The organism is Streptomyces sp. NPDC024017, assembly GCF_040638895.1.
GTDB lineage: Bacteria > Actinomycetota > Actinomycetes > Streptomycetales > Streptomycetaceae > Streptomyces.
This window is the reverse complement of record NZ_JBEZYZ010000001.1, coordinates 610795-631733: the sequence shown is the minus strand read 5'-3', so window position 1 is coordinate 631733 and position 20939 is coordinate 610795. Positions and strand designations below refer to the sequence as shown.

At 72.5% G+C, this 20939-nt stretch carries 15 protein-coding genes; 10 read left to right on the top strand and 5 right to left on the bottom strand.

Going from position 1 to position 20939, the window contains the following annotated elements:
• Nucleotides 1-60: 60 nt before the first annotated feature.
• Entirely contained in the window at nt 61-2913 is a 2853-nt protein-coding gene (locus AB0G20_RS02880; protein ID WP_361294784.1) for a beta-N-acetylglucosaminidase domain-containing protein, read from the bottom strand.
• Between the two features lie 224 nt (nt 2914-3137).
• On the opposite strand from AB0G20_RS02880, the gene AB0G20_RS02875 reads away from it, so the two are divergent.
• The 3 genes from AB0G20_RS02875 to AB0G20_RS02865 all read left to right on the top strand — a co-directional run bounded on the left by AB0G20_RS02875 (nt 3138) and on the right by AB0G20_RS02865 (nt 5831).
• Nucleotides 3138-3395 carry a hypothetical protein gene (locus AB0G20_RS02875; protein WP_361294781.1) on the top strand — a complete coding sequence of 86 codons (258 nt, stop codon included), beginning with the start codon at nt 3138-3140 and terminating at the stop codon, nt 3393-3395.
• Complete coding sequence (malQ, locus tag AB0G20_RS02870) at nt 3396-5480, top strand: 4-alpha-glucanotransferase (RefSeq protein WP_361294778.1); 2085 nt, start codon at nt 3396-3398, stop codon at nt 5478-5480.
• A 63-nt stretch (nt 5481-5543) separates the two neighbouring features.
• Nucleotides 5544-5831, top strand: coding sequence for a hypothetical protein (locus AB0G20_RS02865; RefSeq protein ID WP_361294775.1), 288 nt, complete (start codon nt 5544-5546; stop codon nt 5829-5831).
• A 55-nt stretch (nt 5832-5886) separates the two neighbouring features.
• On the opposite strand, the gene AB0G20_RS02860 is transcribed toward AB0G20_RS02865, so the two are convergent.
• On the bottom strand, nt 5887-6399 hold the full coding sequence (locus AB0G20_RS02860) for a MarR family transcriptional regulator (RefSeq protein WP_361294772.1): 513 nt from the start codon (nt 6397-6399) through the stop codon (nt 5887-5889).
• 106 nt (nt 6400-6505) lie between these two features.
• On the opposite strand from AB0G20_RS02860, the gene AB0G20_RS02855 reads away from it, so the two are divergent.
• The gene (locus AB0G20_RS02855) at nt 6506-7441 is read left to right on the top strand and encodes an EamA family transporter (protein ID WP_361294769.1); all 936 of its coding nucleotides are present in this window, start codon (nt 6506-6508) and stop codon (nt 7439-7441) included.
• A 127-nt stretch (nt 7442-7568) separates the two neighbouring features.
• Here AB0G20_RS02855 and pepN read toward each other — a convergent pair whose 3' ends face one another.
• Nucleotides 7569-10148 carry an aminopeptidase N gene (pepN, locus tag AB0G20_RS02850; RefSeq protein ID WP_361294766.1) on the bottom strand — a complete coding sequence of 860 codons (2580 nt, stop codon included), beginning with the start codon at nt 10146-10148 and terminating at the stop codon, nt 7569-7571.
• Nucleotides 10149-10447: 299 nt separating this feature from the next.
• On the opposite strand from pepN, the gene AB0G20_RS02845 reads away from it, so the two are divergent.
• Nucleotides 10448-10930, top strand: a complete 483-nt coding sequence (locus tag AB0G20_RS02845) for a DUF1203 domain-containing protein (protein WP_361294763.1) — start codon at nt 10448-10450, stop codon at nt 10928-10930.
• Here the strand turns inward: AB0G20_RS02845 and AB0G20_RS02840 are convergent.
• On the bottom strand, nt 10927-11943 hold the full coding sequence (locus AB0G20_RS02840; RefSeq protein ID WP_361294760.1) for an aspartate-semialdehyde dehydrogenase: 1017 nt from the start codon (nt 11941-11943) through the stop codon (nt 10927-10929). The two genes, AB0G20_RS02845 and AB0G20_RS02840, sit on opposite strands and share 4 nt — an antisense overlap.
• A gap of 407 nt (nt 11944-12350) precedes the next feature.
• Here AB0G20_RS02840 and AB0G20_RS02835 point away from each other — a divergent pair, with 407 nt between their 5' ends.
• Both AB0G20_RS02835 and AB0G20_RS02830 read left to right on the top strand, forming a co-directional pair.
• Nucleotides 12351-12845 (top strand): sigma-70 family RNA polymerase sigma factor, encoded by a 495-nt coding sequence (locus AB0G20_RS02835; RefSeq protein ID WP_361295791.1) that lies wholly within the window; start codon nt 12351-12353, stop codon nt 12843-12845.
• A 1-nt stretch (nt 12846) separates the two neighbouring features.
• Entirely contained in the window at nt 12847-13635 is a 789-nt protein-coding gene (locus AB0G20_RS02830; protein ID WP_361294757.1) for a hypothetical protein, read from the top strand.
• Between the two features lie 57 nt (nt 13636-13692).
• Here AB0G20_RS02830 and AB0G20_RS02825 read toward each other — a convergent pair whose 3' ends face one another.
• A complete protein-coding gene (locus AB0G20_RS02825; protein ID WP_361294754.1) occupies nt 13693-17001 on the bottom strand; it encodes a S8 family serine peptidase in 3309 nt (1102 codons plus the stop codon).
• A 242-nt stretch (nt 17002-17243) separates the two neighbouring features.
• On the opposite strand from AB0G20_RS02825, the gene AB0G20_RS02820 reads away from it, so the two are divergent.
• The 3 genes from AB0G20_RS02820 (at nt 17244) to AB0G20_RS02810 (ending at nt 20917) form a co-directional block, all read left to right on the top strand.
• Nucleotides 17244-17684: an NUDIX hydrolase gene (locus AB0G20_RS02820; protein WP_361294751.1), complete on the top strand. Its 441-nt coding sequence runs from the start codon at nt 17244-17246 to the stop codon at nt 17682-17684.
• Nucleotides 17685-17915: 231 nt separating this feature from the next.
• Nucleotides 17916-19673 (top strand): TIGR03767 family metallophosphoesterase, encoded by a 1758-nt coding sequence (locus AB0G20_RS02815; protein ID WP_361294748.1) that lies wholly within the window; start codon nt 17916-17918, stop codon nt 19671-19673.
• Nucleotides 19674-19768: 95 nt separating this feature from the next.
• A complete protein-coding gene (locus AB0G20_RS02810) occupies nt 19769-20917 on the top strand; it encodes a serine hydrolase domain-containing protein (protein ID WP_361294745.1) in 1149 nt (382 codons plus the stop codon).
• The last annotated feature ends 22 nt before the right edge of the window (nt 20918-20939 follow it).

Below are 20939 nucleotides of genomic sequence, written 5' to 3'. Positions count from 1 at the left end.
GTACATGTACTGAGTGAATAGTGGGCGGTGAAGAAGTCCGTCGCCGAACCTCCGAAGGGTTCACTCCGAGACGGCGTACGCCTCCGCCGACCACAGCGAATACCCGTACGCGGTCGCCCGCTTGTCGCCCTGCACCCGCACGAAGCGCACGTCCCGTTCGTCCATCGGGACGCTCTCCCGGCCGCCCCGGCCGTCCCGCACCACGGCGGCGGTGCGCCAGCGGCGGCCGTCCTGGGAGACCTGGACGCGGTAGGCCGAGGGGTGGGCGTCCTGCCAGTGCAGCGCGACCCGGCCGAGCCGCGCCGGGCGGGCCAGTTCGACCTGCCACCAGGCGCCGTCGTCGACCGGGGACGACCAGCGGGTCTGCGGGTCGCCGTCGTTCGCCGCCCGCGCGGGGAAGTCGGGCGTCTCGTCGCCCGAGGAGCGGGCGGTGCCGGTGCGGGCCAGGTCGGGGCCGCCGGTGGGCGGGACGGCGCGGACGGTGAGCGTGCGGTCCGCTCCCGCGAACCCCAGCCGGATGTCGTACGACCGCATCGGGGTGCCGCGCTCCACGGTCACCTCGACCGGAACCTCCACCGTCGTGCCGCGCCGCACGGTCAGTTCGCCCTTCGGCACCCGGACCCGGACGCCCTCGGGCGCCTCGGCGGTGAGCCGGCCGCGTGCGTCGGCGGGGCGCAGCGACCCGAGCCGGGCGGTCAGCCGCTCGGTGCGGCCGGTCTCGACGTCCGCCCGGTCACGGGGCAGGCCGAGGGAGACGGCGGGGGAGTCGGTGAACCAGGGGATGAGGTGGTGGACGCCGGAGGGGGCCGGGCCGGTGACCCGCAGGGCGTCGACTCGCGCCGTGAGCCGCACCTCGGTCGCCCCGGACCCGTCGAGCCGGCCGGCCTCCCGCCAGCCCTGCCCCGGCACGTGCACCTCGACGCTTCCCGCGGTGCCCGGCTCGGTCAGGGCCGTCACGGCGGTCAGCGCCCGGGCCTGCGGGAAGCGCAGGGTGCGGCCGTCGCCGGGGTTGCGGGGCGGCTCGTGGTGGATGCCCGACCAGGCCGCGTACGACTTCTGCGCCCGCTGCAGGAAGGGGTCCAGCACGTCCTTGCCGACCTCGACCGGCGCCGACTCCAGCCGGGCCCGCAGCGTGCCGAGCCTGCGGTACGCCGTCCAGGCCGCCGCCGCGTCCCCGGCGCGCTGTGCGTCCAGCATGCCGAGTGCGGCCGTGCCCGCCTCGCCGTAGTCCGCCAGCTGCTCGGACCAGGGGCCCACCTCGGAGCCGAGGCCGGTGCCGGACAGCCGCCGGGGCAGCTCGCGCAGCACGGTGAAGGCCTCGCGCAGCCGGCGCTCGGCGTCGCCGTCGGTGCCCGCGCCACCCGCCGTGCGGGACCGCCAGTACGCCTCGGTCAGCGGGCGCAGATACGCTGACTCCTCGTCGTCCAGGACCGACGACGCGTCGTTGCCGGCCAGCGCGGCCAGGGCCTGCTCGCGGCGCCGGTCCCCGCCCGCGAGGTCGGCGATCGCGGCGCGCCAGGACTCTCCGGGGCGGTACGCGCGCGGGTTCCAGGCGTAGTCGGCGGCGGTGAACAGTGGGATGCGCGACGCCTCCGGCTGCTGCATCGCGTTGGCGAGCAGGGCGGCCGAGCCGGTCGCGACGGCCGGCTCACGGCCCTGGTAGGGGCCGAGGAAGATGCGGCCGGGGTCGTAGTCGTTGACCGGGTAGTTGTCCATCGTGACCAGCGGGTGCCCGAACGCCTCGCGCGCGTCGGCCAGTTCGCCGCCCGTGATGGTGCGGGGCACCACCCCGACACCCGTCCACGCCACCTCGACGCCCGCGGCCAGCTCGTTCGCCAGTGCCCGCCGGTAGTCGGTCGTGCCGTCCTCGTAGTACTCGGTGGGCATCAGGGACAGCCCGGCGGCGCCGGGGTGCCGTCGCGCCAGGTGCCGGGCCACCGCGTTCGCCACCCGGGCCTGCGCCCGCGCCGCCGCGTCGGGGCCGGAGCCGAACCGGTCGGCGTCCGCCTCGCAGTGCCACTCGCTGTAGCTGACGTCCTGGAACTGGAGCTGGAACGCCCGGAAGCCCAGCGCCCACATCGCGTCCAGCTTGCGCGTCAGCGCCCGCACGTCGTCGTCCGACGCGAAGCACATCGCCTGGCCCGGGGCCACCGCCCAGCCCAGCGAGACGTGGTTGCGGCGCGCCCGCTCGGCCAGCTCCCGGAACCGGGCCCGCTGCCGCGCCGGGTAGGGCTCACGCCACCGGGCCTGCCGGTAGAGGTCGTCACCGGGGGCGTACAGGTAGCGGTTCTGCTTGGTGCGCCCCATGAAGTCCAGCTGCGCCAGCCGCTGCCGGTGCGTCCAGGCGGTGCCGTAGAAGCCCTCGGTGATGCCGCGGACCGCGGTGCCGGGCCAGTCGCGGACCACCGCCGCCGCGATCGTGCGGTCGGGCCGCAGGAGCTGCCGCAGCGTCTGCACGGCGTGGAAGAGGCCGTCCTCGCCGGTGCCGGTGAGGGAGATGCCGCCCGCGCCCACGGACAGCTCGTATCCCCCGGCGGGGAGGGCGTGCCGGTTCCCGGGGCGCACGGGCTCCGTCCGCGCGCGTACGACCAGGGCGCCCGGTCCGGCCGTGTCCGTGATCCGGCGGGCCCCGGCCTGGCGCAGCAGCTCGCGCAGGGCGTCGACGGCGTGGGGGTCCGCCCGGGCGTCGGTGATCAGGGCGACCTCGTCCGGTACCGCGACCGGGGCGCCGTTCGGGCGCAGCGACTGCGGGCGCGGCCAGACGGAGAGATCCGGTCCGGCTGTGTCGGGGGTCGGCGTCGCGGTCGTGCGGGGGGAGGGCGGAGCCGCAAGCGCGGCGGGCGGGGCGACGAGGCTCCCGGCGACGACGGCGACCGCGAGGGCCGCGGCCCGCTTCCCACGCCGCAGTCCCACAGGCCCCTCCAGATGCGTTCGACCGGGAGAACGAGCCCACCACCCGCCCGGTGAAGGTGTCAACGAGAGTGGCCGTTGTGGGCGAAATGCCGGAATCTGGACTGTGTGGAGGGCGAGCGGAATGTGAGCAGAAGCACGATGTTCGGCCTGGGGCGTCTGCCTTCGCGTCGACTGGGTAGGGCTGCGATGACCCATTGAAAGCCGTACTCGACAAGGAGGCCCCCGTGGCTGCGATGACTTTCCTTCCGCTCCCGGCCCAGTCCAAACCCGTGGCGGACCAGTCCGCCGACCTCGACGACCCCCACTATGCCGATCCCCGCTACTGCGTTTTCAGCTCCGAGAGCACCCACACCGAACTGCCGCTGACCAGCGAGCCCCCGCTGCCCGACGCCGAGCCCCTCACCAGTGAGCCGCCGCTCGCCGAAGCCGCACCCCTGACCAGCGAGCCCTCGGCCTTCGTCCCGGATTACTCGAGGATGTAGATGACCGCACCCCGGCCGGCCGACCCGCCCTCCGAGGACCTGTCCCGCCTCGCCGTGCTGCATGGCGTGGCCACTTCCTACAGTCCGTCCCCGGACCGCGCGGTCGCGGCCTCGGCCACTGCGGTCACCCTGACCCTGGCCGCCCTCGGCGTGGACGCGAGCACGCCCGGCGCCGTCCGCGCCGCGCTCGCGGCCCGCGAGCGGGAAGTGGGCGAACGGCTGCTGCCGCCGACCGTGGTCGGCTGGAGCGGCAGCCCCCCGGCCGCCCTGGCGGCGCTCCCCGAGGGAACCCGGCTGCGCATCGACACCGAGCAGGGCGAGAGCCGCGCCTCGGCGGACGCCCTCCCACCCGGCGTCCACCGGCTGACCGCCACGACCCCCGACGGCCGCACCGCCACGGCCCACCTGATCGTCGCCCCGCCCCGGCTGCCCACCCCCGCCGGCCGGTCCTACGGGCTCCTCGTCCAGCTCTACTCCCTGCTGTCCCGCCGCTCCTGGGGCATGGGCGACCTCGGTGACCTCGCCGAGCTGGCCGGCTGGGCCGGGCGGTCGCTCGGCGCCGGTTTCGTCCAGGTCAACCCGCTGCACGCGGCCGTGCCCGGAGCCCCCACCGATCCCTCCCCGTACCGCCCCTCCTCGCGCCGCTTCCCCGACCCCGTGCACCTGCGCGTCGAGGACGTCCCGGAGGCCGCGTACGTCGAGGACCCCGAACGCCTGCGCGCCCTGCTGGAGAGATCCGGCCGGCTGCGCGAAGCGGTGCTGCGCGAGGGCGCGTTGATCGACCGGGACGCCGTGTGGGAGCTCAAGCGGGAGGCGCTGGAGCTGCTCGGCGAGGTCCCGCTCGGCCCCGGCAGACGCGCCGCCTACTGCGACTTCCTCGCCGAGCAGGGCCAGGCCCTGGAGGACCACGCCACCTGGTGCGCGCTCGCCGAGGTGCACGGCTCCGACTGGCACCGCTGGCCGACCGGCCTGCGCGACCCGCGTTCGGCCGAGACCGTGCAGGCCCGCAACGGCCTCATGGACCGGGTCGACTTCTGGTCCCGGCTCGCCTGGCTCACCGACACCCAGCTGACCGCCGCGCAGCGCGCCGGGCGCGAGGCGGGGATGCCTGTCGGAATCGTGCACGACCTCGCGGTCGGCGTGCACCCCGGCGGCGCCGACGCGTGGGCGCAGCAGGAGTACTTCGCCGCCGGCATGTCGGTGGGCGCCCCGCCGGACGCCTTCAACGCCCGCGGCCAGGACTGGGGCCTGCCGCCCTGGCGCCCCGACCGCCTGGCCGAGTCCGGCTACGCACCGTTCCGTGAGCTGCTGCGCGCCCTGTTCCGCTACGCCGGAGCCCTGCGCATCGACCACGTCATGGGCCTGTTCCGCCTCTGGTGGGTCCCGCAGGGCCACCCGCCCACCGAGGGCACCTACGTCCGCTACGACGCCGAGGCCATGCTCGCCGTCCTCGTCCTGGAAGCCTCCCGGGCCGGGGCGCTGGTGATCGGCGAGGACCTCGGCACCGTCGAGCCCGGCGTCCGCGAGGCGCTGCGCGAACGCGGTGTGCTCGGCACGTCCGTGCTGTGGTTCGAACGCGACTGGGAGGGCGACGGCCGCCCCCTGCCCCCCGACGGCTGGCGCGCCGACTGTCTGGCCACCGCCACCACCCACGACCTGCCCTCCACGGCCGCCCGCCTCACCGGCGAGCACGTCGAGCTCCGCGACAGCCTGGGCCTGCTGACCCGCCCGCTGGAGGAGGAGCGCGCCGAGGCCGCCGCGGACGCGGGGGAGTGGCTGTCGCTGCTCTCCCGGCTCGGCCTGCTGCACGGCACGGGCGGCGGCAGCGACGCGTCGTCGGAGGAGGCCGAGATCCAGGCCGTCCACCGCTTCCTGCTGCACACCCCGGCCCGCATGGTCGGCGTCTGGCTTCCCGACTGCGTCGGCGACCGCCGCCCGCAGAACCTCCCGGGGACCTGGGACCAGTACCCGAACTGGCGGCTGCCGATCGCGGACGCTCAGGGGCACCCCGTGGCGCTGGAGGACCTGGCGGCCTCGCCGCGGCTGCACGCGCTGATGGAGGTGCTCAGGGACGGCGGCCCATGAGGCGAGGGCCTCTTACGGCACCCCGGGCGCGCGTCCCCACCGGGCGTTGGATACTTTGACACCGTGGACAAGAAGAACGCCCTGCGCGCCGGCGCCCTGGCAGCCGGTACGACGCTGATGATGCTGCTCATGTCGTCCCCCGCGAGCGCGCTTGCCCGCGACGACGGTGACGACCCCGGCCCGGGCCTGAGCGTCATCGAGACGCTGGGCCTCTTCGTCGCGGCCCCGATCGTGCTGTATCTGATCATCCACGCACTGGTGGTGATCGGCGACAAGACGCACAAGAAGAAGGACCCGACCAGCTCCAACATCGCCACCAAGGCCGAGGCGAAGAGCGAAGCCAAGGCCTGATCAGCGTTCCTCTTCGAGGGCGCCGTCGCGATGACGCGACGGCGCCCTCGTCGTGTCAGGGCCTGTCCGTCCCCGCCAGCAGGTCCCGCAGCAGACCGGCCAGCTGCCCGGCCCGCTCCGCGCCCAGGGCGGACAGTGCCTCCGTCTGCACCGCCAGCCCCGCCCCGACCGCCTCGTCGACCAGTCCGAGGCCCTCGTCGGTGAGCGTGACGTGCAGCCCGCGCCGGTCGTGCGGGTCGGGGGAGCGGCGCAGCAGCCCCGCCCGCTCCAGCTTGTCGAGGCGTCCCGTCATGCCGCCGGTGGTGAGCATCAGCGTCGCGGAGAGCTGCCGGGGCGAGAGCGTGTAGGGCTCGCCGGAGCGGCGCAGGGCCGCCAGGACGTCGAACTCCCCGCGGGAGATCCCGAACTTCGCGTACGTCTTCCCCACCCGCTCGCCGATCGCGTGGGAGAGCCGGTTGACCCGGCCGAAGACCTCCATGGCGGCGGTGTCGAGGTCGGGCCGGACCGTCGCCCACTGGTCGATGATCGCGTCGACGGGGTCCTTGCGCTGCTCCGGGCGTTCGCTCATGCCACGAGTATCGGCCGCCTCTCGGTCACCCGCAAGAAAGTAGCTTGACTGAAAGTTGCTTAGCGGTAAGCTACTTTCTGCTGACCTACTTCGAAGGGTGTCTCCCATGGCCATCTCCCGCCCGGCACTCATCACCCTCACCGCCCTCGCGCCCGTCTCCTGGGGCACCACCTACGCGGTCACCACCGAGTTCCTCCCGCCCGACCGCCCCCTGTTCACCGCCCTGGTGCGCGCCCTGCCCGCCGGCCTGCTGCTGCTCGCCCTCGCCCGGGTGCTGCCGCGCGGTGCCTGGTGGTGGAAGGCCGCGGTGCTCGGCGCGCTGAACATCGGCGCCTTCTTCCCCTTGCTGTTCCTCTCCGCATACCGGCTGCCCGGCGGTCTGGCGGCGGTCGTCGGCTCGGCCGGCCCGCTGTTCGTGGCGGGCCTCTCGGCGCTCCTGCTCGGGCAGCGGCCGTCGGCGCGCACGCTGGTGACCGGGGCCGTGGCCGCGTTCGGCGTCAGCCTCGTCGTCCTGCGGGCCGCAGGGGCGCTGGACACGCTCGGCCTGCTGGCGGCCGTCGCCTCCACGGCCTCGATGTCCACCGGCACCGTGCTCACCCAGCGCTGGGGACGCCCCGAAGGCGTCGGACCGCTGGCGCTGACCGGCTGGCAGCTGACCGCCGGAGGCCTGCTCATCGCGCCACTCGCCTTCCTGGTCGAGGGCGCTCCGCCGGCGCTGGACGGCCGGGCGGCCGGCGGCTACCTCTACCTCGCCGTCGCGAACACGGCGGTCGCGTACTGGCTGTGGTTCCGCGGCATCGGCCACCTCACCGCCACCCAGGTCACCTTCCTCGGCCCGCTCTCCCCGCTGACCGCGGCCGTCGTCGGCTGGGCGGCGCTCGGGCAGGCGCTGACGTCCGTGCAACTGGTCGGCATGGGGCTGGCGTTCGGGGCGACGGTGGCGGGGCAGTTCGTCACCCGGCAGCCGCGCACCATCGGCTTCAGCGGGGGGAACGCTCGCAGGGAGCCGAGCGACGTGCGGGACGGAGCGCTGCGGCGGTAGGTGCGGCTCCGCCCGCCCGAGAGCGGGCGGAAGGCAGGCGAAGGGGCGCCCGAGCGCGGGCGGAGCAGACGAAGGGGCGTCCGGCACACACCGGACGCCCCTTCTGCGGGGTGGAGAGCCGCCGGGGTTACTCCCCGGCCGCCGCGTCCGCCCGCTGGGCCCGCAGGGCGCGCTCCACGCCCGCCCGGGACTCCGAGACCAGGCGCCGCAGGGCCGCGTTCGGCTCGGCGGCGGTCAGCCAGGCGTCCGTCTTGTCCAGGGTCTCCTGGGAGACCTGGACGGTCGGGTAGAGGCCGACGGCGATCTGCTGGGCCATCTCGTGGGAGCGGGACGCCCAGATGTCCTTGACCACCTCGAAGTACCGGTCCGCGTACGGGGCGAGCACCTCGCGCTGGTCGGTCTGGACGAAACCGCCGATGACCGCTTCCTGCACGGCGTTGGGCAGCTTGTCGGAGTCGACGACCGACGCCCACGCCTCCGCCTTGGCCTCCTCGGTCGGGCGGGACGCCCGGGCGGTGGCGGCGTGCCGTTCACCGGCGGCCGTACGGTCACGCTCGTACTCGCCCGCGATCTCCGCCTCGTCGAACCGGCCGACCGCCGCGAGCCGCTGTACGAACGCCCACCGCAGCTCCGTGTCGACGACCAGGCCCTCCACGGTCTGCGAGCCGTCCAGCAGCGCGTCCAGCACGTCCAGCTGCTCCGGCGTGCGGGCCGTCGCGGCGAACGCGCGCGCCCACGCCAGCTGGTGGTCGCTGCCCGGCGCCGCCGCCCGCAGGTGCGCCAGCGTCGCGTCGGTCCAGCGGGCCAGCAGCGCCTCGCGGGCGGCCGGGTCGGCGTACAGGTCGATCGCCAGCTTCACCTGGCGCTGGAGCGACTGCACCACGCCGATGTCCGACTCCTTGCCGATGCCGGACAGGACCAGCGAGAGGTAGTCGCGGGCCGCGAGCTCGGCGTCACGCGTCATGTCCCAGGCCGACGCCCAGCACAGGGCGCGCGGCAGGGAGGACTCGAAGTCGCCGAGGTGCTCCGTGACGAACGCCAGGGACTGCTCGTCCAGGCGGACCTTCGCGTACGACAGGTCGTCGTCGTTGAGCAGGATCACGGCCGGGCGGCGCTTGCCCACCAGCTGCGGCACGGCGGTCAGGTCGCCGTCCACGTCCAGCTCGATCCGCTCCCCGCGGACCAGCTTGCCGCTCGCCTCGTCGAGGTCGTACAGGCCCACGGCGATCCGGTGCGGGCGCAGCGTCGGCTCGCCCTTGGCGCCGGCGGGCAGCGCCGGGGCCTCCTGGCGGATGGCGAAGGACGTGACGACACCGTCGGCGTCCGTCTCGATCTCCGGGCGCAGCACGTTGATGCCGGCCGCCTGCAGCCACTTCTCCGACCAGGTCTTCAGGTCGCGGCCGGAGGTCTCCTCCAGCGCGCCCAGCAGGTCCGACAGCCGCGTGTTGCCGTAGGCATGGCGCTTGAAGTACGCCTGCACGCCCCGGAAGAACTCGTCCATGCCGACGTAGGCGACGAGCTGCTTCAGGACGCTGGCGCCCTTGGCGTAGGTGATGCCGTCGAAGTTGACCAGGACGTCGTCCAGGTCGCGGATCTCGGCCATGATCGGGTGCGTGGACGGCAGCTGGTCCTGCCGGTACGCCCACGTCTTCATGGAGTTGGCGAACGTCGTCCACGCGTGCGGCCAGCGCGAGCCGGGCGCGTGCGCCTGGCAGGCGATGGAGGTGTACGTGGCGAACGACTCGTTCAGCCACAGGTCGTTCCACCACTCCATGGTCACGAGGTCGCCGAACCACATGTGGGCCAGCTCGTGCAGGATGGTCTCCGCGCGCACCTCGTACGCCGCGTCCGTCACCTTCGAGCGGAAGACGTACTGGTCGCGGATGGTCACCGCGCCCGCGTTCTCCATCGCGCCCGCGTTGAACTCCGGCACGAACAGCTGGTCGTACTTCTTGAACGGGTACGCGTAGTCGAACTTCTCCTGGAACCAGTCGAAGCCCTGCCGGGTCACCTCGAAGATGGCGTCCGAGTCGAGGTACTCGGCGAGGGAGGGCCGGCAGTAGATGCCGAGCGGGACGGACTGGCCGTCCTTCTCGTACACGCTGTGCACCGAGTGGTACGGGCCCACGATCAGCGCCGTGATGTACGACGAGATGCGCGGCGTCGGCTCGAACTCCCAGACGTTGTCCTGCGGTTCGGGGGTCGGCGAGTTGGAGATGACCGTCCAGCCCTCGGGCGCCTTCACGGTGAACTGGAAGGTCGCCTTCAGGTCGGGCTGCTCGAAGCTCGCGAACACCCGGCGGGCGTCCGGGACCTCGAACTGGGTGTAGAGGTAGGCCTGGTCGTCGACCGGGTCGACGAACCGGTGCAGTCCCTCACCGGTGTTGGTGTACGCGCAGTCGGCGACCACCCGGAGGATGTTGCGGCCCTGCAGCAGGCCGGGCAGGGCGATCCGGGAGTCCGCGAAGACCTCGGCCGGGTCGAGGGAGTCCCCGTTCAGGGTCACCTCGTGCACGGCCGGCGCCACCAGGTCGATGAACGACTCCGCGCCGTTCTCGGCCGTCACATCGAAGCGCACCGTGGTCACGGACCGGTAGGTGCCGCCCTCCTGCGCGCCGGAGAGATCGAGTTCGATCCCGTACGACTCAACGGCGAGCAGCTGCGCCCGCTGCTGCGCCTCTTCGCGGGTCAGGTTTGTGCCAGGCACGCGGTCATCTCCTCGTTATGGGTGGGTTGCGCCATCTTTCCACGGCGGCTCGGCGTCGGGCGACGACCGGGGCGTCTCCTAGGGATACCCCTCGGCTGGTGAGGGCACCGGCGAACGCCTGCACGGCCGCCGACCCCCGTCGTGGTGCCGGACCAGGCCGAGCGCCGACTCGGGCACGCCCGCCACCGGCACGAACGCCACGTCCTCGCGCCGTGGGACGCGGCCGTGGGACTCGGCGTGCGAACACGGCGTCCGGATCCCGCCGGTGACACGGCCCCGCGCGAGCGAGTCTGATGAGCATGACGACGATCCCGTACACCGCACGCCCCATCGCCCCGCGCGCCCTGAAGGAACTGCGCACGACGGACGACGCGGGCCGCCCCACGAGCGGCTCCACCGACACCGAGGGCGGCAACCCACTGCGCTGCTGCCTGCGCCGCAGCGAGCCGGGCGAACGCATCGCCCTGGTCTCCTACGCCCCGCTGCGCCGCTGGGCCTCGCAAACGGGCGCCACCCCGGGCGCCTACGACGAACAGGGCCCGGTCTTCATCCACGCAGAGGAGTGCGAGGGCCCGGCCGGCGACGGCCTCCCCTTCACCGGCTCCCACCGCACGGTCCGCCGCTACTCGGCCGAGGGCCGCATCCTGGGCGGCCGTCTCGTCCAGGAACCCGGCGCTTTCCAGCAGGCCCTCCTGGAAGCATTCGACGACCCGGCCGTGGCACTCGTCCACGTCCGGGCCGTCGAGTACGGCTGTTTCCTCTACGAGGTGCGCAGGGACTAACCCTTCAGCTCCGCCGCCACCAGCTCCGCGATCTGGATCGCGTTCAGGGCGGCGCCCTTGCGGAGGTTGTCGTTGGAGACGAAGAGCGCCAGGCCGTTGTCCACCGTCTCGTCGCGGCGGATGCGGCCGACGTAGGACGGGTCCTTGCCCGCGGCCTGGAGGGGGGTGGGGATGTCCGTGACGACGACGCCGGGGGCGTCCTTCAGGAGCTCCGTGGCGCGCTCCGGGCTCAGGGGACGCGCGAAGCGGGCGTTGACCTGGAGGGAGTGGCCGGAGAAGACCGGGACGCGCACGCAGGTGCCGGAGACCTTCAGCTCGGGGATCTCCAGGATCTTGCGGGACTCGTTGCGGAGCTTCTGCTCCTCGTCGGTCTCGTTCAGACCGTCGTCGACGATCGAGCCCGCCAGCGGCAGCACGTTGAAGGCGATGGGGCGCTTGTAGACGGCCGGCTCCGGGAAGTCGACCGCCTCACCGTCGTGGGTGAGCTTCTCGGCCTCCGCGACGACCTTCTGCGTCTGGCCGTGCAGCTCGGCCACGCCCGCGAGGCCGGAACCGGAGACCGCCTGGTACGTGGCGACGACCAGGGCTTCCAGGCCCGCCTCGTCGTGCAGCGGACGCAGGACCGGCATCGCGGCCATGGTCGTGCAGTTCGGGTTCGCGATGATGCCCTTGGGGCGGTTCGCGATCGCGTGCGGGTTGACCTCGGAGACGACCAGGGGGACCTCCGGGTGCTTGCGCCACGCGGAGGAGTTGTCGATCACCACGGCGCCCTGGGAGGCGACCTTCTCGGCCAGCGCCTTGGACGTGGCACCGCCCGCGGAGAACAGCACGATGTCCAGGCCGGTGTAGTCGGCGGTCGCCGCGTCCTCCACCGTCACGCCGTCCAGCTCCGTCCCCGCGGAACGGGCCGAGGCGAACAGGCGCAGCTCGGTGACCGGGAAATTCCGCTCCGTGAGGATCCTGCGCATGACCGTGCCCACCTGTCCGGTGGCTCCGACGATTCCGACCCTCACGGTGACTCCCTCTCCTGCGTCTCTTCACGTACTCGTTGCTTGGCCGAGGCTTTTCCATCATGCGGCCGACCACGGCCCGCCTGTCCACTTCTTTCCCCGGTCTGCCCGGAGAGTGGGACGGCCTGTCCCGCCCCATGGTTGCGGACCTGCGGTGTCGACCCCGCTGAGCTGGAGGAATTCGTCCGGCAGGGGTCGTGCGCCGCAAGCTCGCCTGCCCCTGTCGGTCTCGGCCACACGGAAGTGTGATGTACGCCTCGGCGGACGTCGCCGGAACTTTTCGGCGGGTGACCGAACGTTCCGTGCCGTCCCGGCGTCGTAGGGGAAACACGGTGAGGGGGTGGCTTGTGCTGCTGAGCGGAAGGACACGGCGCGGCCGGGAGGCGCACGCCGGGACCGGCGACGACCCGCTGAGCGAGGCCGATCCGCTGGACGCGGCACAGGAGCGCCGGGTGCGGGCGGTGCTCGCGCTCGGGGGAGTGCCGCAGGCGGACCTGCCGGACGGGGTACAGCAGGTCCGCCTGCGGCTGCTGGAGCGGGCCGCGAGCGGCCGGGAGGCGCCGCGGGACGTCTCGGCGTGGGCGGCGGTCGTCGCCTCCAACCTCGCCATGGACTGGCACCGGGCCAAGCGCCGCCAGGAGCGGCTCGGGGAGCGGCTGGCCGCCCTGCGCCAGCCGGCGCATCCCTCCGGCGAGGACAGCAGCGTGCTGTCCGTCGCCGTCGCCCAGGGCCTGGACGAGCTGCCCGACGCCCAGCGGCAGGTCGTCGTCCTGCGCTTCTACGCCGACCTGCCGGTCCGGTCCATCGCCGAGCAGCTGGGCGTTCCGGAGGGCACGGTCAAGAGCCGGCTGCACACGGCGGTACGGGCCCTGCGCGCCCGCCTGCACGAGGACGAGGTGGTGTGACGTGACCGCCGAGCATGACAAGGACGGGCGCGACGAGGCGGCGCTGATGGCAGTGATCACCGGCGAGGCGCCACCGGACGACGCCCTCGCGGACGACGCCTTCATGGCCGAGTACCGGTCCGCGACCGCGGATGTGGCGCTGCTGCGCGAGCAACTGGATCTCCTCGGGCAGGCACTCGCCGGGCCCGAACGGGTTTCCGAACCGGTCCCTGAGCAGGACCCCGAGCCCGGACCGGGGGCAGGAGGCGGCGCCTCCGTGACCCCGCTGTCCGCGCGCCGCGACCGTCGCAAGCCCCTGGACCTGGCCCTGAAGGGCCTCGTCGCGGCCGTCGGTGCCGGTCTCGTGATCGGTATGGGCTGGCTCGTCGTCCAGAGCGGCGACATGAGCGCCGGGGGCGACCAGGGCGCGTCGTCCGCCGCCGACCGTTCCGCCGGGCGGGAGCACACCGACGAGGACGCCAAGCTCAGCGGCGCCGGGTATCTCGCCTGCGCCCGGATCGTCGTCGAGGGCACCGTCGCCGGGATCGAGACCGTCCCCGGTACCGGCCAGGACCGGATCACCCTGGACGTGACGCGCTACTACAAGCCGGACAAGGGCCGGGCGCGGATCACCTTCCCACTGGAGACCGGCGCCGAGCCCTCGCTCCGAGTCGGTGAGCACATGCTCGTCGGTGTCTCCGGCGGGCAGGCCCACCCGGACCTGTGGGCGACCGGGGAGAAGGAGATCGCCCGCGAACGGGCGTGGATCACCGAGGCGCTGCCCGCCTCGCGTACCTTCCCCTGCCCGTAGAAGCGGGAAGGGCGGGCGCCCTAACGGACGCCCGCCCTCACCCCTGCCGCGATACCGCTACGGCAGAACCTTCTCGATCTTCACGCTGCCCAGGCCCGCGACCGTGCCGCGCGCGTTGACCAGCTGGACCTGGCCGAAGAACTCACGCCCCTCGGGAGCGGCCGCCGCGGCGGTCACGCTGCCCGAGACCGTGGCGGAGTCGCCCGTGCCGAGCTTCACCGGTGCCGACCCGTCGACGCTGACGCTGCCGAGGGAGGGGGAGAAGAACACGTCCTGGTAGTCGTACGCGGTGGTGCCGGCCGGCACCGAGTAGCCGACGACCTCGATCGTGTACTTCCCGGCGGCCGGGGACGGCAGCGAGACCGACTCCTCCGAGTCGCCGTCGGCCGAGCTGCCGACCTGCGTGCCCGACGCGTCGTAGACGGCGAGGTCCAGGTCCGCGGCCGCGTCCGAGACACCGCCGATGGCGACGTCCAGCGACTTGGCGCCCGCGGGCACCTCGACCGTCGTGGTCTGGGTCTCGCCCTGCTTGATCGACGGACGGGTCGTCTTCGACGAGCCCAGCGGGCCGCCCACCAGCTTGCCGTCCAGCGCGGCGAAGTTGTTCGTCACCTTCCAGGAGGCGGCGGCCGGGGTGCCGACCTTCGCCTCGGGCACGGTCACGGTCTCCGGGTCGAAGGCCGCGCCGAGGACGGCGACATCCAGCTTGTACGGGTTGTCCAGCAGCGGCGACGTACGGCGCGACTCGACCTCGATCTCCCACACGCCGGGCTGCGGGTCGGCGTACGAACGCAGGTCCGGGCGGCAGGTGTTGGCCGGGTTGGGGTAGTTCGGGTAGCAGTTGATCGTCGACGTCGGGTCGGACGGGACGCCGTGCGGGTGGATGGAGATGAACCGGGTCTGGCTCTTGTCCTTCAGCCCGCTCATCGCGACCTCGAGGGTCTTCGCGCCCTCGGGGACGGTGACGAAGTAGTGCTGGGTGCTGTTGCGCTGCACCGAGTCCGACGCGGAGAAGGTGTACTTCAGCGGCGCCGAGACGACCACCGTGGACAGGACCTGCCGGTCGATGCCCTCGGTCTTCGGGTCGTCGACCTCCAGGATCGCGCTCTTGATGCCCGCGGACTTCGGCGCGGCCTGGACCTTGACGGTGACCGGCTGGTTCAGCGGCAGCTTCACCTCGTCGGAGCCGACGATGCGGAACGTGCCGCCCGCGTTGTTCTCGAAGTGCAGCTCGTGCCGGATCGCCTTGTCGGCGCCGGACGTACGGGTGAGGGTGATCTCGTACGTCTTCTTCTGGCCGGCCTTCAGGCCGCCCTCACGGTCGTAGAGGCCCGTGCCGAAGCCCGGGGTCTTCAGGAACTGGTCGATCGCGGTGTCGACCGGCGCCTTGACCGTGTAGGAGTGCGAGGTGGCGTCGTCGCGGATGGCGTCCCAGGCGTCCTCGATGTTCATGAGGCCCGCGCCCTCCTCGTACGCCTGCACACCCTTGATGTGGTCGGCGGTGGAGGTGAGGGCCGTGCGCAGGGTCGCCGGCGTGAGGTCGATCTTCTTCTGCTTGGCGGCCGAGATCAGCAGCGCCGCGGCACCGGCGGCCTGCGGGGAGGCCATCGAGGTGCCCTGGAGCATGCCGTAGCCGGCCGGCAGGGTGTAGCCCGCCTCGGCGACCGGCTGGCCCGGCACCCAGGTCTGGATGGTGTTGATCGCCGCGCCCGGGGCGACCAGGGTCGGCGTGAAGCCGCCGTCCTCACGCGGGCCGCGCGAGGAGAACGGCATCATCGCGTACTTCTTCTCAACGACCGAGCCGTAGTTGGCGGCCCAGGTCTCCTTGGAGACGGACGCGCCGACCGAGATGACCTTGTCGGCCAGGGCCGGGTCGCCGATGGTGTTGGCGCCGGGGCCGGAGTTGCCCGCGGAGATCACCAGCTGGACGCCGTAGGTGTCGATGAGGCGCGTGTACAGCTCGGCGCGCGCGTTGTTGCCGTCGTTCAGCGCCGGCAGGCCGCCGATGGACATGTTGACGATGTCGACGCCGCGCTTGGTGACGAGGTCGATCATGCCCTCGGTGAGGGCGACGTTGGTGCAGCCGCCGGACCAGGTGCAGGCGCGCGAGGAGACCAGCTTGGCGCCCGGAGCGGCACCGTCCATCTTCCCGCCGAACAGGCCGTTCGCGGCGGTGATGCCGGCGACGTGGGTGCCGTGCTCGGACTCGATGACGCCGATGTTGACGAAGTCGGACTTCTTGCCGACCCAGGTGCCGCCCAGCGGGTCCATCGGGACGTCCTTGCGGATCTCCACGACGAACGGCTGCCGCTCGGCGACGTCGGTGGCCGGGTTGTCGGTGCCGAAGTACCCGACCTGGTGGCCGTCCTTGTACGGCTTCATCGGGGCGTCGTCGGCGAAGTCGTTGTTGTTGTTCAGGTCGACCCGGACCGTGCCGGCCGCCGCGTCGTAGAGCACGCCCCAGACGTCGGTGGTGTCGCCGTCCCGGTTGGCGTCGCCCGCCGCGTCACCGCCGGTGGTGTACGACTCCTTGAAGAGGCTGACGCTGTAGGAGCCCGCCGGTGCCTTGAACGACTGGCCCTGGTAGGTGAAGGCCGGGCCGGACACGGCCGAGACCATCGGGCGCCAGGTGTTGTCGTTGTCGATGATCGGGTCGGTCGCCGTCACCCAGTCGACGATCTTCCGCTCACCGGTCGTCGTCTTCTGCAGCGCCGGGTGACCGAGGTCCACGCCGGAGTCCAGGATGCCGATGGTGACGCCGCGGCCGTCGGCCTTCGGGTGGTCCTCGACGAAGTCGACCGCGCCCGTCTCGAACGACGGGTTGTACGGGTTCTCGGCCGGGGTCTTCTTCCCCGGCGCCGGGTACGCGCCCGTCGCCTCGGCGCCCTTGGCGGTGTCCGCGCTCGGCGCCGGGTCGTCCAGCGGGATCTCCTCGCGCAGGTCGATGCCGTGCACGGAGGACAGCTTGGCGGCGGCGGCGATCGCCGAGTCCGCCTTGGCCGTCGGGACGGTGGCGCGGACGTAGCCCAGCTTGTCGTCGGCCCGGCCCACCGAGCCGCCCTTGACCGCGTCCAGCTGCCCGGCGACCTGCTCGGTCTTCCCGGGCGCGGTGGCGATCATCATCGTGACGGACTTGTCGCCGTCGGCCTTGGCCTCCGCGAGCAGCTCCGCGTCGTCCGAACCGAGCTTGGCGTGCGCGGACTTGACGCCCGGGTCGGCCGGGGCGTCCGCGCCCGGACCGTCGGCGGAGAAGGCCATCGGGATCGGCCCGGCCGCGGAGAGCGCGGCGACGAGACCGGCGGCCACGGCGATGCGTGCCACACGTCTCGGGCCCGATATCTGATCGCGCGGGGTGGGAGGGGTCATCGGCATCCCTTGTAGGTAAAGGAACGAGCGGGAAGCGACCGGGGCTGGTCGGTCCTGGTCGCAGACGGTCCGAACGGCAAGCCCGGACGATCGCACAGCCTTACGCAAGGGGAAGTTCTTTGGGGAGGGTTGACCGAAACGAAATGGATGTATGGGGAAAACCCGCGATGCGATTTGTGAGCATCAGTCCCGAAGGTGACGAAGAAATCGGTTAACGTCCCGGAGTGCGAAGGAAGTTGAGGGTGGCGGCCTACGCCATATGCGTCCGGGACGGACAGATCCTCCTCGCCCGCTCGCCCGCCCAGGACGGCACGCCCGAGTGGGTCCTGCCGGGCGGCGGCATGGAGCACGGCGAGGATCCCTACGACACCGTGGTGCGGGAGGTGGAGGAGGAGACCGGGTACCGCATCGAGGTGACCGGGCTCCTCGGTGTGAACTCCTCGCAGCGCGTCTTCCGCGACGGCTTCAGACGCCCCGTCGACCATCACGGCGTCCGGTTCGTCTACGAGGGCCGGATCATCGGCGGTGAACTGCGCAACGAGGTGAACGGCTCCACCGACCTCGCCGCCTGGCAGGACCTGGACGCGGTGCCCGGGCTGGTGCGGATCTCGATGGTGGACATCGCCCTGCGGATGTGGCGCGAACGCCCGGTCACCGGACGGCTGGCCGACGCCCTGGAGTAGGTGCACTACCCCGGAAGATGAACGCCGCGTGACCGGCTCCGGGCGGTATCCGGAGCAGGCGGCGACGCGCAGGGTAGTCCAAGATCCACGTTCGGTGATCGGCGCTGCGCGTTGCCGCCTCGTTTACGCACAGGTCATCCCCGGTGCCAACGATCCAGTACGAGCGGGGTGTTCACGACGTGAACGCCCCGCGACCACTGCCGACGCGTTCGCACTCGGGGAGAGAAGCGCATGTCGCGCACACGCTCAGTCGCCGGCTCCGGCCAGGGCATCCACCGTCGTTCCGTCCTCGCCGCCACCGGCGCGGTCGCCCTCTCCGGGGGCGTCGGCTACGCCCTGCGGCCCAGCGACAGCCAGGCCGCCACGGCCAAGGAGACCACGCAGGCCGTGGCCGCCTCCTCCCGCCGGGCCCCGGCCGCACCGCTGGCCCCGTACACCAAGGGCACCACCGTGGCGTCCGTCGCCGTTCCGCGCGGCGGCTCCGGCTACCGGCGCCTGGGCGGCGGGCCCGGCTGGCGGCGAGTCGTCCGCTCCGACCTGGCCGCGCCCAAGTCCGGCCGCGCCGGGCGCCGTACCGCGCTCGCCGCGTTCGTTCAGCTCACCGACCTGCACATCATCGACGCCCAGCACCCGCTGCGCCTGGAGTACCTGCGCTCGGCCGACATCCACGCCTGGCGGCCGCACGAGGCGCTGACCGTGCAGGGCGCGATCGCGCTCGTGGAGCGGATCAACGCGCTGCGCGGCGCCCCCGTCACCGGCACCCCGCTGCACTTCGCCATGACCACCGGCGACAACACGGACAACAACGCCAAGTCCGAGCTGGAGTGGTACCTGAAGATCATGAGCGGCGGGCGCATCACCCCCAACACCGGCGACCCGCGCCGGTACGAGGGCGTCCAGAACAGCGGCCTCAAGCAGTACTGGCAGCCGGACGCCGCCGTCCGCGACAGCGACAAGCAGGCCGGCTTCCCGCACCTCGACGGCTTCCTGAAGGCCGCCATCCGGGAGGTGCGCAGCCCCGGCCTCAACCTGCCCTGGTACTCGACCGTGGGCAACCACGACTCCCTGCCGATGGGCTGCTACGCCTCGCACGGCGACTCCTACCTCACCGAACTGGCCGTCGGCGGCAAGAAGCTGATGAACGTGACCGCGGCCGAGGCGCAGCAGCTGCAGGCACAGATCAAGAAGGCCCGCGACCCCCAGGGCGTCCGCTACCACGACTTCCTCAAGTCCCACGCCCGCTCCATGCGTTCGGTCACCCCCGACGAGAAGCGCGCGCCCTTCACGCAGGCCGAGTACCTCCGGGCGCACCTCGACCCGGCCCACCGCGGCGTCGGCCCGGCCGGCCACGGCTACTCCTCCGCCAACCTGGACGCGGGCACCCAGTACTACGCCTTCCGCATCTCCGACGACGTCATCGGCATCAGCCTGGACACCACCGACGCCGGCGGCCACTACGAGGGGTCCATCGGCACGGCCCAGCTGAAGTGGCTCGACAAGACGCTGCGGGACAACAAGGACTCCTACGCGGTGATCTTCAGCCATCACACCAGCAAGACGATGACGAACCTCCGCAGCGATCCGGCCAGGCCCAACGAGCGGCGCCACAACGGCCAGGAGGTCCTCGCCCTGCTCGGCAGCCACCCCAGGGTGCTCGCCTGGGTGAACGGCCACATCCACAAGAACGTCATCACCCCGCACGCCATGGCGAGCGGCGGCTCCTTCTGGGAGATCTCCACCGCCTCCCACGTCGACTTCCCGCAGCTGGCCCGGGTGATCGAGCTGACCGACAACAAGGACGGCACGATCTCCCTGTTCACGACCCTGGTGGAGTCCTCGGCCCCGCACCGCACGGACTTCTCCGACCTCTCCCAGACCGGCCTCGCGGCCCTCTACCGCGAGCTGTCCCTCAACGCCCCCGGCGCGAGCACGACCCTCGGCGGCGACCCGAACGACCGCAACACCGAACTGGTGCTCAAGAAGGGCTGATTCCCGCTCAACCGCCCGGACCCGGTCAACCCGGGCCGGGCGGCCGAGGTCCCTCCCCCCGAACGCAGCTCGATGTGACAGGGGGAAACGGGGACATGAAGAGACACCTGCGTACGACCCTGACGGCGGCGACGGCCGTGGCACTGACGGCGGCCCTGGCTGCCCCGGCGCTGGCAGCCGCCCCCGGCAAGGCTCCCGGCGGCCACGACGCGACCCGGCAGGCCGTACGGGCCGCGGTGGCCGACGGCGTTCCGGGCGTGACCGTGGCGGTGCGGAGGGGACACGGCACCTGGGCGGCCACGGCCGGTACCGGCAACCTCGGGACGGGGGAGCCGCGTTCGACGCGGGACCACTACCGCGTCGCCAGCATCTCGAAGACGTTCGTCGCGACCGTCGTCCTGCAACTGGAGGCCGAGGGGGAGCTCTCGCTCGACGACACGGTGGAGGAATGGCTGCCGGGCGTGGTCCGCGGCAACGGCCACGACGGCCGGCGCATCACCCTGCGCCAGCTCCTGAACCACACCAGCGGCATCTTCGACTACCTGGAGGACCCGGGCTTCCAGCAGACCTACATGACCCCGGACGGCTTCATGAAGCACCGTTTCGACGACGCGGCCCCCGAGGACTTGCTCGCCATCGCGATGAAGAACCGGCCGTACTTCGAGCCCGGCGCGTCGTTCGCGTACTCCAACACCAACTACCTCCTGGCCGCGCGGGTGATCGAGAAGGCCACCGGCAACGACTACGGCGACGAGATCGACCGCCGGATCATCGACCCGCTGCACCTGGCCTCCACGTCGGTCCCCACCACCCGGGTCACCCTGCCCCGGCCCAGCAGCCGCGCCTACTCCAAGCTGGCCAGGACGGCCACGGGCCCGACGTACGACGTGACGGAACTGAACCCGCGCCTGGCCTACGGCTCCGGCCAGATGGTCTCCAGCTCGGCCGACCTGACCCGCTTCTACTCGGCCCTGCTCGGCGGCAGGCTGCTCCCGCGCGAGCAGTTGAAGGAGATGAAGACCACGGTCGAGTCCAGCCGGGAGACCAGCCGCTACGGCCTGGGGCTGGTCGACCGCAAGCTCAGCTGCGGCGTCCACGTCTGGGGCCACGACGGGGGGATCTACGGCTCGAACTCGGACGCGGTGACCACGGGGAACGGCCGGCACTCCCTCGCCGTCAACTTCAACGGGGACTGGTCGGGCAGCACCGACGCGATCATCGAGGCGGAGTTCTGCGGCAAGTAGCGCCTCCCTGACGTGAGGAGGG

Excerpts from the sequence above, each read along its gene's own strand:
- AB0G20_RS02815 (WP_361294748.1), top strand. The coding sequence starts at position 17,916 with ATGTCGCGCACACGCTCAGTCGCCGGCTCCGGCCAGGGCATCCACCGT.
- malQ (WP_361294778.1), top strand. The coding sequence starts at position 3,396 with ATGACCGCACCCCGGCCGGCCGACCCGCCCTCCGAGGACCTGTCCCGC.
- AB0G20_RS02845 (WP_361294763.1), top strand. The coding sequence starts at position 10,448 with ATGACGACGATCCCGTACACCGCACGCCCCATCGCCCCGCGCGCCCTG.
- AB0G20_RS02860 (WP_361294772.1), bottom strand. The coding sequence starts at position 6,399 with ATGAGCGAACGCCCGGAGCAGCGCAAGGACCCCGTCGACGCGATCATC.
- AB0G20_RS02855 (WP_361294769.1), top strand. The coding sequence starts at position 6,506 with ATGGCCATCTCCCGCCCGGCACTCATCACCCTCACCGCCCTCGCGCCC.
- AB0G20_RS02810 (WP_361294745.1), top strand. The coding sequence starts at position 19,769 with ATGAAGAGACACCTGCGTACGACCCTGACGGCGGCGACGGCCGTGGCA.
- AB0G20_RS02825 (WP_361294754.1), bottom strand. The coding sequence starts at position 17,001 with ATGACCCCTCCCACCCCGCGCGATCAGATATCGGGCCCGAGACGTGTG.